Source organism: Photobacterium jeanii (assembly GCF_001650345.1).
Lineage (GTDB): Bacteria > Pseudomonadota > Gammaproteobacteria > Enterobacterales > Vibrionaceae > Photobacterium > Photobacterium jeanii.
Genome location: NZ_LVHF01000025.1, coordinates 137,788 through 151,146 on the forward strand (window position 1 = coordinate 137,788; position 13,359 = coordinate 151,146).

Sequence of the window (13,359 nt, forward strand, 5' to 3'; positions counted from 1 at the left end):
ATGGCACGTCGTCGTAAAGGTCGTCCTATTGATGGAGTTATTTTACTCGACAAGCCAACGGGTATTTCTTCCAACGATACGCTGCAAAAAGTAAAGCGTATCTACTTCGCGCAAAAAGCGGGTCACACTGGCGCGCTTGATCCCCTTGCTACCGGTATGCTGCCAATTTGTTTTGGTGAAGCGACCAAGTTTTCCCAGTTCTTGTTAGATTCTGATAAGCGCTATCGTGTGATTGCGAAGCTGGGTGAGCGTACTGATACTTCAGATTCAGATGGTGAAGTGGTACAAACGCGCGAAGTGAAGGTTGACCGTGGTCAGCTTGAGCGTTGTATTGCTAAGTTCCGTGGTACGACGGATCAAATTCCATCGATGTACTCTGCATTGAAGTACCAAGGTCGTAAGCTGTACGAATATGCCCGTGAGGGAATCGAAGTACCGCGTGAGTCTCGTAAAATCACCGTGTACTCGGTTGATCTATTACGCTTTAGCAACAACGAAGTGGAAATGGAACTGCATGTATCGAAAGGTACTTACATCCGTACTATCGTTGATGACTTAGGTGAAATGCTAGGTTGTGGTGCCCACGTGACTTACTTACGTCGCACCGGTGTTGCTAAGTATCCTATTGAGCGTATGGTGACTATCGAGCAGCTTGAAGCGCTGTTGGAGCAAGCGAAATCACAAGATATCTCGCCGGGCGAGCTATTAGATCCGCTACTGCTACCAACCGATACCGCCGTTCAAGATTTGCCTGAAGTGCAGATCACTCCAGCACTGGCGACCTACATTCTGCACGGAAACCCTGTGCAAGCAGGACCAGTTCCAGCAGAAGGGACGACGGTGCGTATCACAGTGGGTGAACAGCGTGAATTCATTGGTGTAGGTGTGATCGATGCTGATGGCATGTTGGCACCGAAGCGTGTGATGGCGAATCAACCCGCGCAATAATGATGACAGCATCTGCTTCATAATAGATAAAAGAGCGATTACTTAGGTAGTCGCTCTTTTTGCTTGTAGTCAGTAAAAGTGCCACGTATAATTCGCGGCTTGGGTGCGGCTGAATCAGAGATTGGCTGCACAAATTTTAAAATTATTGTATTAGGATAAAGTTATGTCTCTGAATGCAGAAACTAAAGCAGCAATCGTTGCTGAATACGCACAATGTGAAAACGACACTGGTTCTCCAGAGGTTCAAGTTGCTCTTCTAACAGCGCAAATTAACCACCTGCAAGGCCACTTTGCTGATCACAAACACGATCACCACAGCCGTCGCGGTCTACTACGTATGGTTTCTCGTCGTCGTAAACTTCTAGATTACCTAAAAGGTAAAAACCTAGATCGTTACCAAGACCTAATCAAGCGTCTAGGCCTACGTCGCTAAGATTGCTTTTTAGAAAGGAGCCTGATGGCTCCTTTCTTTTTATGGCTCTTATCTACTTTCGCGAGTGGTTAAGAAGCTAACGCGCCCAACTTACTTAATAGCACGGTCGTTTTCGTCGACCATTAGGTCGCGGCTAATAACAGCGTTTTTTGTGAATATACAAAGAGAACTGTCATTAGTCGCGATACGTGAAATTAACGTAAAGTGGGTTTCATCACATGACGCTTCTATCTATGTCAGATATACTTACCGACGAAATAGAAAGCGGAATATATTAAGGAAATTCACGTGAATCCTATCGTAAAGACTTTCCAGTACGGTAACCACACAGTTACCATCGAAACTGGTGTTATGGCACGTCAAGCAACGTCTGCAGTAATGGTTAGCATGGATGACACATCTGTGTTCGTATCTGTTGTTGGTAAAAAAACAGCAGTTGAAGGCCAAGACTTCTTCCCACTAACAGTTAACTACCAAGAGCGTACTTACGCTGCGGGTAAAATCCCTGGTGGTTTCTTCAAGCGTGAAGGTCGTCCATCTGAAGGCGAAACACTGACTGCGCGTCTGATTGACCGTCCAATTCGTCCGCTATTCCCAGATGATTTCAAAAACGAAGTACAAGTTATCGCAACTGTAGTTTCGGTTAACCCTGATGTTCAGCCTGATATCCCAACAATGATTGGTACATCAGCTGCACTAGCAATCTCTGGTATCCCATTCAATGGTCCAATTGGTGCGGCACGTGTAGGTTACATCAACGATCAATTCGTACTTAACCCAAGCAACACTGAGCTAGAAGAAAGCCGTCTAGACCTAGTTGTAGCAGGTACTGAATCTGCAGTACTAATGGTTGAGTCAGAAGCTGACCGCCTAACTGAAGAGCAAATGCTACAAGCGGTAGTATTTGGTCACGACCAACAGCAAACAGTTATCAACGCAATCAACGAGTTCGCGGCAGAAGTTGCAACTCCAGCTTGGGATTGGGAAGCACCAGCAGTAAACACTGAGCTGAAAGCGCTTGTTGCTGAGAAAGCAGAAGCACAACTGTCTGAAGCTTACCAAATCACTGAGAAGATGGCGCGCTACGAGAAAGTAGGCGAAATCAAAACTAGCGTAGTTGAAGCACTACTAGCTGAAAACGAAGAGCTAGATGAGCGCGAAATCCGCGACATGCTAGGTTCTCTAGAGAAGAACGTTGTACGTAGCCGCATCATTGCTGGTAACCCACGTATCGACGGTCGTGAAAAAGACATGGTTCGTGCGCTAGACGTACGTACTGGTGTACTTCCACGTACTCACGGTTCATCTCTATTCACTCGTGGTGAAACTCAGGCGCTAGTTACAGCGACGCTTGGTACTCAACGTGATGCTCAAATCATTGATGAGCTAACTGGTGAGCGTAAAGATCACTTCCTACTACACTACAACTTCCCTCCATACTGTGTAGGTGAAACTGGTTTTGTAGGTTCGCCTAAGCGTCGTGAAATTGGTCACGGTAAACTGGCGAAGCGCGGTATCGCAGCGGTAATGCCTTCTGTTGATGAATTCCCATACACAGTACGTGTAGTATCGGAAATCACTGAATCTAACGGTTCATCTTCAATGGCTTCTGTATGTGGTACTTCTCTTGCTCTTATGGATGCAGGTGTGCCAATCAAAGCGTCTGTAGCGGGTATCGCTATGGGGCTTGTGAAAGAAGGCGACGATTTCGTTGTTCTTTCTGACATCCTTGGTGACGAAGACCACCTAGGTGACATGGACTTTAAAGTTGCGGGTACTAACGACGGTATCACAGCACTTCAAATGGACATCAAGATCGAAGGTATCACGAAAGAGATCATGCAAATCGCTCTAAACCAAGCGAAAGGTGCACGTCAGCACATCCTTGGTGTTATGGACGAAGCAATCGGTACTCACCGTGACGATATCTCTGAGTTTGCTCCACGCATTCACACAATGAAGATCAACTCAGACAAGATTAAAGACGTTATCGGTAAAGGTGGTGCAGTTATCCGTGCTCTTACTGAAGAGACTGGTACTACTATCGAGATCGAAGACGACGGTACAGTGAAGATCGCTGCGACTGACGGTAACCAAGCGAAAGAAGCTATCCGCCGCATCGAAGAAATCACAGCTGACGTTGAAGTAGGTCGTATCTACACAGGTAAAGTAATGCGTATCGTAGACTTCGGTGCGTTCGTATCTGTGATTGGTACTAAAGAAGGTCTAGTACACATTTCTCAAATTGCTCAAGAGCGTGTAGAGAAAGTGACTGATCACCTAGAGATGGGTCAAGAAGTTAAAGTTAAAGTTCTTGAAATCGACCGTCAAGGCCGTATCCGTCTAAGCATGAAAGAAGCTGTTGAACAAGCACCAGCTCAAGACGAACAGCCACAAGGCTAAGTCTGATTCTTGCTGATAAAAGGGGCTTTTAAGCCCCTTTTTTAATGCCTGTCTTTCCCAGACTGCGAGCAAATAGACTAAGGTAATACCAAACTTATTTTTATACCTGCCGCACTTTGCTTCATTGCTGTAACGGTGGCGCAATAATTTCTGCGTAATTGGTGCTACATGCGCTAACTTAGCTTGGTATACTAAGCTTAATTACCCAAGATCAAATATTTATATAGATGCTTGCCCTGATGTTTTGATTCAAACTGGTGAGCATCCAATAATCTCAGGAGAAGGATATTGATTGCCAATAGGTTAAAGCTCGCCTGTATTGCTGCTGTCATGCTGCTTTCGGGTTGTGCGACATCAACCAAGACGATGTGGACCCATCCGCCGATGGCTGTGCCGCTGCAACCAACCATCCAACAGCAGATCCAACTAGCGCGGATCGAACAATTGATGAAGCGCGATGATTTAGATAACGCCACGCTAGCGCAGATGTATTACGAGCGAGGGTTGCTTAACGACAGTCTCGGACTGCGTGATTTAGCGCGTTTAGACTTTAACCAGTCGCTATCGCTCAAACCTGATCAGCCTGATGTGTTTAATATCCTCGGGGTGTACTTTACGCAGAGTGCGCACTTTGACGCGGCTTATGAAGCGTTTGACTCGACGCTAGAGCTCAGCATGCTACACCCGTTTGCCCAGCGTAACCGGGGTATTGCTTTGTACTATGGTGGTCGCTTAGATCTCGCGCACGAAGATTTACTGATGCACTATCAGCAAAATATTAATGACCCTTACCGGGTGATCTGGTTGTATTTGGTTGATCTGGAACGTACACCAGAGCAAGCGCAAGAAAAGCTACGTTTACGTTATGATGCCAGCGACAAGCAAGACTGGGGTTGGTTGATTGTTCGTATGTATTTAGCGGATATCAGCGAGAGTGATTACCTGAAAGAAATCGCTAGCGGCAGTGAAAATAACGATCAGCTTGCAGAGCGTTTAACCGAAGGTTATTTCTATTTAGCGAAACGTTATCAGCACGAGCAAAATTATTCAGCAGCTCTGATGCTGTACAAACTGACTTTGGCGGGCAATGTGTATGAATTTGTCGAGCACCGTTTTGCCTTGTTGGAAACGGGGCGAGTATTGAGTCAGTACCAAGCGCAACAACAAGCCATGCTGGAGGCGAAACAATCAGGGCAAGCTCAAGTTAACTAAGCTTATTCAGAGCAATTGTTGCCGAGAAAATAAAAAAGCCGCGCTCAATCTTATTGAGCGCGGCTTTTTAATGGGAGCTTGGCGAAAGTTGCGATTAACTTTCGATGTTCAAGCCCGCAAGGTTGTGCCAGTAACCGTTACAGTGATGACCATCTTGTAATGGGTGGCGCGTCTGACCTTGTTCGTTTTGTTTGAACTCGGTGATCAAATCCAGTGTTTCTGTGCCAAGTGGACTTAGACGAACCACGTCAACAATGCCGTCCATGGTTTTCAGGTCGTTGATCAGGTTGTAGCAGTAACCTGATTGGGTTTGAATACCATTAAGGTTGAACACACTTTGCCCTTCTTGGCTGTGCACCTGAATGCCGGTCGGGTATTTGATACAGCAGGTTTCACAGTCGTCTTTGGCTTTGTCTTCAGCGCGCGCTGTGAAGCAGCGTGCTGAGTATGCCAGTGGTAGGTAACCGTAGCTGAATACTTCGGTTTCAAATTTGCCACGAATACCTAGCTTTTCACAATCAACCAATACGTTCTGTAGCCATTCGCGAGAAAGCTCAACTGGCATACACCAGCGCACCATACCTTGTTTTAAAAACAGGTTTAGGGTTTGCGCGTTGTAGCAGTTGATAGCAGGACCAACCACGAAAGGTACTTTGTTTTGGTGGGCAAGCTGGATTGCAGATACGTCGTTCGCTTCAATGATGAAATCGCCATTGTCGACGTATTTTTTCATCACATTCACTTCGCTTGGTGCTTCTAGCAGCGCCATGGTTGATAGCACCACTTGCTTGCCTGAATCAGCAATGTCTTTGGCTATATCAAACCAATGTGCTGGTTTCATTTCGCGGCGCTTAGAACAAACACTTTCACCTAGGTAGATGATGTCGCTGTCTGACTGTTTCGCTTGTTGGTAAAAGGCTTCTACGTCGGCTTTTGGCCAAAAGTAGAGTAGTGGGCCAAGAGAGTACTTCATTAATTGGCTCCTTTATTGCCATTTACGGTGGTAAGCACCTAGGGTGGTTTGCTTACCTTCAGAAACATTACCTAAACATGCGTTCCACGCAGGCTCAACGCTGTAGCCCTCTGGGTTAGCCAAGTAGCGATCAATGGCCGCACGCCATGTGCGCGTCACTTGCTCAACGTAAGCAGGGCTACGTTGGCGGCCTTCGATTTTCACTGAAGAAATATTGGCTTTGAATAGCTCAGGCAAGATCTCTAAGGTGTTCAAGCTGGTTGGTTCTTCAAGCGCGTGGTAACGGCGGTTTTCGCCACTAATGTTTACGTCGAAACGGCCTTTACACAGGGTAGGGTAACCTGCGTTTTCACCTTTGGCGTATTGGTCGATCAGAATGTTATTCAGACGCGATTCCAAACCTTGGTCGGTTTCCTGCCAGCGAACGTACTTGGCTGGTGAACAAGCACCGACAGTGTTTGGTGACTCACCCGTCATGTAAGAAGACAGGTAACAACGACCTTCCGACATGATACATAGGCTACCAAAGGCAAATACCTCTAGCTCCATATCGGTATTACGCGCCAGTTGCTTCACTTGGTGGATCGACAGGACGCGTGGCAATACCACACGCTTCACATTGAAGTTGTTTTTGTAGAACTCAATCGCCGCGGTGTTGGTTGCTGAAGCTTGTACCGAGAGGTGAAGCTCTAAATCCGGGTATTGGGTTGCTGCGTATTCAAGCACGGCAATGTCAGCCACGATCAGCGCATCGACGCCCATAGCTGCTGCGTTATCTACCGCTTTTGTCCAGCGATTGAAACCGTCTGGGTGCGCAAATGTATTCAGGGCAACATGCAGTTTTTTGTCGTGATCACGTACATACTGCACCGCTTTTTCTAATTTACGTCCTGTAAAGTTTAAGCCGGCAAAGTGGCGGGCGTTTGTATCGTCTTTAAAGCCGATATAAACCGCATCAGCGCCATTATCGATGGCGGTCTTCAAGGCTGGAAGGTTACCAGCGGGGCAAAGCAGCTCCATATTATCTTTATCTACCAGTGCTTGATGAATAGAGGATATCAAGATAAACCTTTTATGCGCTGTTGGCATAAAAAGCGATTGCTCAATATATGTTTTCAGTTTTGATAGGAGCAAATACTAGGGGGCTTAGCCCCCGTAAGTTTTGATTTCAGGCAGGTTTTTCTTGATTTAGGACAATTTTTTGTGCTGATCTGCTGTAATTTTAAGCGCTGCGACGGCTGTTTTTCAGCAGCAGGGCTTCGAGTTCGTGTTTCGGTTGCGGACGGAAGAAATGGAAGCCTTGAATCGAGTCACAATTGAGGTTCGACAGCAAGGTGGCTTGCTGGTGGGTTTCGACCCCTTCAGCCACCACACTCATGTTGAGTGACTTACCTAGATTGATGATGTTTTCAATCAAGGTAACCTGTTTAGGCACAGATTCGATGTCTTTAATAAAGGCGCGATCGACTTTAAGTTCATCAAGCGGGAAACGTGCAAGGTACGATAGCGAAGAGTAGCCAGTACCAAAATCATCAATCGATAATGCAAAGCCGAGTTTTTTGATCGCTTTCAGCATTTGGATTGCGTGATCACCGTCGTTCATCATTGCGCTTTCGGTTAGCTCGAACGTGATATCTGACGGATTAATGCCCGTACTCTTGCGGAGCTTGTCGATAAACTGGATCAGCTTAGGGTTGCCAAATTGCTGCGGCGATAAGTTGATCGCCACGCGCCCTTGCAGCAGCCCTTGTTTTTTCCACTCGCACACCGTGGTGAAGACTTCACGCATTACTACGCGGCCGAGCTGCTCGATTAGGCCAGAACGCTCGGCAACCGGAATAAATTGGGCTGGACTGATATAGCCTTCAACCGGGTGTTTCCAGCGCACTAAAGCTTCCGCGCCATCGATAGAAAAGTCTTTGGCATTGACCTTTGGTTGATACCATACTTCTAACCCATTTTTTTGCAGTGCTTTTTGTAGCTCGATTTCCAGCCATAAACGCATTCGCGCTTCTTTGTTCATGCTTTCATCAAACTTCACCAAGCGGTTGCGACCACGGTTTTTGGCTTCGTACATCGCAGTGTCGGCATTTTGTAGCAAAATGCGGGCATCGTTACCGTTCCCTGGGTAGGTAACGAGGCCAATCGAGCAAGCGATATGCTTACTAAAGTGATGAAGGTTAAACGGCTGACTGACCAGCGCGATGATCTGTTGCGAGATCAGATCACCAATTCGATCGTGCTCAGGATTTTGCAATAAGATCCCAAACTCATCGCCACCTAAGTGGCCAATAACAGCGTTTTCAGGCAGTAGTTGTCGCAAGCGCTGCGAGATCTCTTGTAGCACACGATCGCCAATGTGGTGACCTAATGAATCATTGATGTTTTTGAAGTTATCAATATCAAGGTACAGCATCACCAAAGGGGTGTTACTGGCGATCAGCTTTTCGAGTTTACGGGTGAAACCGTGACGGTTATTAAGCCCTGTTAACGCATCGGTTTGGACTAGCTGATCGATTTGCCCTTGAGGCAGGCGGTTATCGGTTGGCGTGCGTAGCATCACCAGTTTAGCTGGAGATCCCAACATGGTGATATCGCTCAGTGATAACAAAAAGGTGGTATCTGGTGTTGCTTCCGGACCGATATAACAACGGCGCGCCTCACTGAGTGGCAATTGACTTAACTGCGCGCCCAGGAGACGTTGGGTCTGCATATCGAAAATGATGCGTCCTAGGTCTTCACCAAGGAGATCTTTAGCGGCGCCAAAGCCCAACATTTTCGCAGCGCGCTGGTTCACCGATAGCACAATGTTGTTTTCAACCACGCAGATCCCATCACTGCTGGCATCGTGGAGTTGATTTAACTGATGCTCTAACTCTTCGAGCGACTTCACTAACATCTGACGCTCAGAGGTATCAGCCGAGTGCAGCACCACGTAGTGCACTTCGTCGTTATCATTTTTTAACGGCGTAATACTAAAGTGCATCGAGGTTTCGTGGCGGTTATCGTCTAATACGACTTCGCCCTCAACGGCCTCGCCATTGAAAGCGCGCTCGTAATAGGGTGCCAGCGTTTGGTAGAAAGCCTGCCCCAGAATTTCTTTATCGCCACGGCCAACTAATTCTTCTCGGCTGTACCCGCTTAATTCGCAGTAGCGATTGTTCACCACAAGGTAGTTGTGGCTTTTATCGAGGACAGCGAAAAGGAACGGACTGTTGTCTGTTAGCAGGGGAAACCAATAAGTCAGTTGCTCTGTTGGCATCGTTCTGGAGTAACCTATCTCAGTGAGGGGAAGTAAGAAGAAAGTCTATAACACAATTTTGCCTACTATACCTTGTTCGAAGGGCGAAGAGCTAAACTTTCCCGTGATAGCTCGCTTTTTTTTGACTCAAGGCATGATATTTATAAATCGGTGTGCCTACAATGAAAGCCATTTTTTGTGGGAATTTTGGATATTTCCGAGTTAATATTCCCCTTTATTTATATAACTCAGTTAGCAGAGGAAAACACATCTGTGATTGCTCAAATTCGTAAACACATGGTTCAACATGGTCCTGCTTTACTGCGCATACCAGCGCAAGCAATGCCATTTGCGGTGCAAAAGAAAATGATGCTAGAAGCGTTATCGCTAGTATTTAAAGAAGCATTGGACGATGGTGACTTTGAGTTTCTAGAAGACCGCTGGTTAAAAGTTGAAGTGCGTGATCTTGGTCTGAAGTGGTATATCAGCTTCCAAGATGAAAAATTAGTGGTTTCTCAACATGTTGAGCAAGAAGATGTGAGCTTTAGTGGGGAATGCAACGATTTAGTGTTGATTGCTGCTCGTAAGGAAGACCCAGATACATTATTCTTCCAGCGTCGTCTTCGCATTGAAGGGGATACCGAATTAGGTCTGGAAGTGAAAAATCTGATGGACAGCATCGATTTAGACGCCTTGCCAGCACCACTTAAATTTTTACTGCAGCAGTCAGCGGATTTCATTCAAAAAGGAATGCAAGACGCGGCGGCTGGACAAGAGGTTGTGAATGCTCATTAGAACTGAGGCGCCTGTCGACATTTTGCCTGTTGATCGTTTATTGAAAAGCGCGTTTCCGACAGAAGCGGAAGCCAAATTAGTAATGGCACTGCGTGAAAACGGCAACCGTACTTTGTCTTTGGTAGCGTGTAGCGACGAAGGCGAAGTGATCGGTCATATCTTTTTTAGCCCAGTCACCGTGGCTGGTGAAGATAACGGCTGGCAAGGTTTGGCGCCTTTGTCTGTAGCACCTGAGCACCAAGGTAAAGGTATTGGTCAGGCTCTGATGGCGGAAGCTAAAGAGACGTTGGCTGAATTGGGTTACCCGGCGGTAGTGGTATTGGGCGATCCGACTTACTATCACAAAGCGGGCTTTGCCTCGGCAGCGGAACACGGCTTAACTTGCCAGTGGGAAGTACCTGCTGATGCCTTTATGGTGCAAGAGCTGCTACCTGATACTTTGTGTAAGTTGCAAGGTCAGGTTGAGTACACCTCAGAGTTTGCTGCGCTGTAATTCGTTTATTGAGTACGGTAATAACTCGACAGTGATGTGAATACAAAGCCACCTTCGGGTGGCTTTGTGTTATTCGTATCTAGCGCAATAATCTATGGGGTGGTATAGCCATAAGCTTGGTGGCTTACGCCTAATTTGATAGCATTGCCGCCCTTGTAATTTCAATCAAACCTAAATGAGTGAGACGCGTCGGCATGAAGCAACGAGATATTCAGGTGTTGCAAGAAATGGGATTAACTTACTGGCAAATTCGTAAGCCAGCATGTTTTCCTGCGCTTGAAGTGCCAGTGATCAATTTACCCGATGATTGCCAACTTCTTTTTGTCACGCCCGATCCGTTAAATGAACACGATGCGTGGCTGTTTGGTCGGATCCTCAAAAGTATGAAATTAACCTCTGAGCAAGCCTTGATGCTACCGCCGAGTGCGGTCGATCAGCTTGGTCAGCATCAATTGGTGTGGTGTTGGTTTGCGGGCTGTGAAGTGGCGGCACCTGCGGGTGTGCAAGTGCTGAACTCTGATGCTTTAGCAACCATGCATACCAATCCCACTGCAAAGAAAGCCTTGTGGCAACAAATCTGTTCTTATGACAACTAAAATGGTTCCTTTAGCCACCCATCATCTAGATGCCGTGTGGCAGATCGAGCAAGCTGCTCACGCCTTTCCTTGGTCTGAATCTATGGTTCGTGCTGAGCCAAGTAAACGCGCATGTAATTATGCTCTGACTGTTGATGATGCCGTCGTCGGTTACTGCTTTGGTCAGCTGGTGGCCGGTGAAGCAACTTTGCTAAACATTGCGATTGATCCTCAAGCGCAAGGCAAAGGCTACGGTAAGTTGTTACTCGACGGTTTTATCGAACAGATGAAAGCCCAACAAGCTGAAGAAATTTGGCTTGAAGTGCGAGCGAGTAATACCCGTGCTTATCATTTGTATGAGGCGCTCGGTTTTAACGAAATTAATCGCCGTGAAGGCTATTACCCTGCTGAAAATGGGCGCGAAGATGCGCTGATCATGACCTACATGATCATGTAGCGGTAGTTAACCTAAGGTTATGGCTGTTTCTTTGCTGTGACTTTGCGTATAATTCCGCCACTTTCCTGCGCAGGTGCGCTTGTCAGATTCTGCACTGCTAAGAGGTTGAGATGTAATTACGGTTCACGTTTTTTATGACTCCCTGCTCAGCAGGCACAGAAACTCATTCTCGGATCAAGCAAAGGGCGTGATGCCAAGCTTGATCTGCTATTGAAATCTCTAACAGGATTATCAACGTTATGTCATTTCTACAAGAAGTGGGTAAACGTCGTACGTTTGCTATCATTTCTCACCCGGATGCGGGTAAAACCACCATCACCGAAAAAGTATTGTTATTCGGAAACGCGATCCAAAAAGCCGGTACGGTAAAAGGTCGTGGCTCTAACCAGCACGCTAAGTCTGACTGGATGGAGATGGAAAAAGAACGTGGTATCTCGGTAACTACGTCTGTAATGCAGTTCCCTTACAACGATTGTTTGGTGAACCTACTGGATACCCCAGGACACGAAGACTTCTCGGAAGATACCTACCGTACGCTGACGGCGGTTGATTCATGTTTGATGGTTATCGATGCCGCGAAAGGTGTCGAGGATCGTACACGTAAACTGATGGAAGTAACCCGTCTGCGTGATACGCCAATCGTTACTTTCATGAACAAATTGGACCGTGACGTTCGTGATCCAATGGAAGTGCTAGATGAAGTAGAAAGCGAGCTAGGTATGGCTTGTGCCCCTATTTCATGGCCGATTGGTTGTGGTAAAGAGTTTAAAGGTGTTTACCACATCCACCGTGACGAAACGATCCTGTACGAATCAGGCCATGGTCACGAAATCCAAGAAGTACGTATCATCAAAGGTCTAGATAACCCTGATCTTGATGCTGCAGTTGGTGCAGATCTAGCAGAAAGCGTACGTGAAGAGCTTGAGCTTGTGATTGGTGCGTGTCCTGAGTTTGATCACGACCTATTCCTAGCGGGTGAACTAACGCCTGTTTACTTCGGTACAGCACTGGGTAACTTTGGTGTTGACCACATGCTAGACGGTCTAACCAAATGGGCACCTGCGCCGAAAACTCGCCAAGCGGTTGAGCGTAGTGTTGAAGCGACCGAAGAGAAATTCTCTGGTTTCGTATTCAAAATCCAAGCAAACATGGATCCAAAACACCGTGACCGTATCGCATTTATGCGTATCGTATCGGGTACTTACAGCCAAGGCATGAAGATGAATCATGTGCGTACTGGCAAAAACGTAAGTATCTCTGATGCGGTAACTTTCATGGCGGGTGACCGTTCTCGTGCAGAGCACGCTTACGCGGGTGACATCATTGGTCTGCATAACCACGGTACGATCCAGATCGGTGATACCTTCACTCAAGGTGAAGCACTGAAATTCTCGGGTATTCCGAACTTTGCGCCGGAGCTATTCCGTCGTATTCGCCTAAAAGATCCACTGAAGCAAAAACAGCTGCTTAAAGGTCTGGTACAGCTTTCTGAAGAAGGTGCGGTACAGGTATTCCGTCCGCTACAAAACAACGACCTGATCGTAGGTGCGGTTGGTGTGCTTCAGTTCGACGTGGTTGTTGCACGTCTAAAAGCCGAGTACAACGTAGAAGCGATTTACGAGAGCGTAAACGTCGCTACAGCACGTTGGGTTGAGTGTGACGACGCGAAGAAATTCGAAGAATTTAAGCGTAAGAACCAACAAAACCTAGCGCTGGATGGTGGTGATAACCTAAGTTACATCGCACCAACTATGGTTAACTTGAACCTAGCGCGTGAGCGTTTCCCTGAGATCGATTTCCGTGCGACTCGCGAGCACTAATCGTTAGCG

The 13,359-nt window shown here is 46.9% G+C and carries 12 protein-coding genes; 9 read left to right on the forward strand and 3 right to left on the reverse strand.

From position 1 onward, the window contains the following. From truB to nlpI, 4 genes are all read left to right on the forward strand, one after another. Positions 1-948 carry a tRNA pseudouridine(55) synthase TruB gene (gene truB, locus A3K86_RS11450; RefSeq protein WP_068331038.1) on the forward strand — a complete coding sequence of 316 codons (948 nt, stop codon included), beginning with the start codon at positions 1-3 and terminating at the stop codon, positions 946-948. A 163-nt stretch (positions 949-1,111) separates the two neighbouring features. After that, a complete protein-coding gene (rpsO, locus tag A3K86_RS11455) occupies positions 1,112-1,381 on the forward strand; it encodes a 30S ribosomal protein S15 (protein ID WP_048898018.1) in 270 nt (89 codons plus the stop codon). 288 nt (positions 1,382-1,669) lie between these two features. After that, complete coding sequence (gene pnp, locus A3K86_RS11460; protein WP_068331041.1) at positions 1,670-3,784, forward strand: polyribonucleotide nucleotidyltransferase; 2,115 nt, start codon at positions 1,670-1,672, stop codon at positions 3,782-3,784. A gap of 288 nt (positions 3,785-4,072) precedes the next feature. Further along, positions 4,073-4,996 carry a lipoprotein NlpI gene (gene nlpI / locus A3K86_RS11465; protein WP_068331043.1) on the forward strand — a complete coding sequence of 308 codons (924 nt, stop codon included), beginning with the start codon at positions 4,073-4,075 and terminating at the stop codon, positions 4,994-4,996. A 94-nt stretch (positions 4,997-5,090) separates the two neighbouring features. Here the strand turns inward: nlpI and A3K86_RS11470 are convergent, their stop codons facing one another. From A3K86_RS11470 to A3K86_RS11480, 3 genes are all read right to left on the reverse strand, one after another. Continuing rightward, entirely contained in the window at positions 5,091-5,969 is an 879-nt protein-coding gene (locus A3K86_RS11470; RefSeq protein WP_068331045.1) for a U32 family peptidase, read from the reverse strand. A 12-nt stretch (positions 5,970-5,981) separates the two neighbouring features. Beyond that, positions 5,982-6,989 (reverse strand): ubiquinone anaerobic biosynthesis protein UbiU, encoded by a 1,008-nt coding sequence (gene ubiU / locus A3K86_RS11475; protein ID WP_068331047.1) that lies wholly within the window; start codon positions 6,987-6,989, stop codon positions 5,982-5,984. Positions 6,990-7,191: 202 nt separating this feature from the next. Next, on the reverse strand, positions 7,192-9,231 hold the full coding sequence (locus A3K86_RS11480) for a sensor domain-containing protein (protein WP_068331049.1): 2,040 nt from the start codon (positions 9,229-9,231) through the stop codon (positions 7,192-7,194). Between the two features lie 252 nt (positions 9,232-9,483). Between A3K86_RS11480 and ubiT the strand changes: the two genes are divergently transcribed. The 5 genes from ubiT to prfC all read left to right on the forward strand — a co-directional run bounded on the left by ubiT (position 9,484) and on the right by prfC (position 13,350). Continuing rightward, entirely contained in the window at positions 9,484-10,005 is a 522-nt protein-coding gene (gene ubiT / locus A3K86_RS11485; protein ID WP_068331051.1) for a ubiquinone anaerobic biosynthesis accessory factor UbiT, read from the forward strand. After that, complete coding sequence (locus A3K86_RS11490) at positions 9,995-10,498, forward strand: GNAT family N-acetyltransferase (protein WP_068331053.1); 504 nt, start codon at positions 9,995-9,997, stop codon at positions 10,496-10,498. Before ubiT ends, A3K86_RS11490 begins: the two co-directional genes overlap by 11 nt. A gap of 194 nt (positions 10,499-10,692) precedes the next feature. Then, positions 10,693-11,094, forward strand: coding sequence for a DNA polymerase III subunit psi (locus tag A3K86_RS11495; protein ID WP_068331055.1), 402 nt, complete (start codon positions 10,693-10,695; stop codon positions 11,092-11,094). Then, positions 11,084-11,530 carry a ribosomal protein S18-alanine N-acetyltransferase gene (gene rimI / locus A3K86_RS11500; protein ID WP_068331057.1) on the forward strand — a complete coding sequence of 149 codons (447 nt, stop codon included), beginning with the start codon at positions 11,084-11,086 and terminating at the stop codon, positions 11,528-11,530. The genes A3K86_RS11495 and rimI overlap by 11 nt, the downstream gene beginning before the upstream one ends. A gap of 239 nt (positions 11,531-11,769) precedes the next feature. Continuing rightward, the gene (gene prfC, locus A3K86_RS11505) at positions 11,770-13,350 is read left to right on the forward strand and encodes a peptide chain release factor 3 (RefSeq protein ID WP_084406580.1); all 1,581 of its coding nucleotides are present in this window, start codon (positions 11,770-11,772) and stop codon (positions 13,348-13,350) included. The last annotated feature ends 9 nt before the right edge of the window (positions 13,351-13,359 follow it).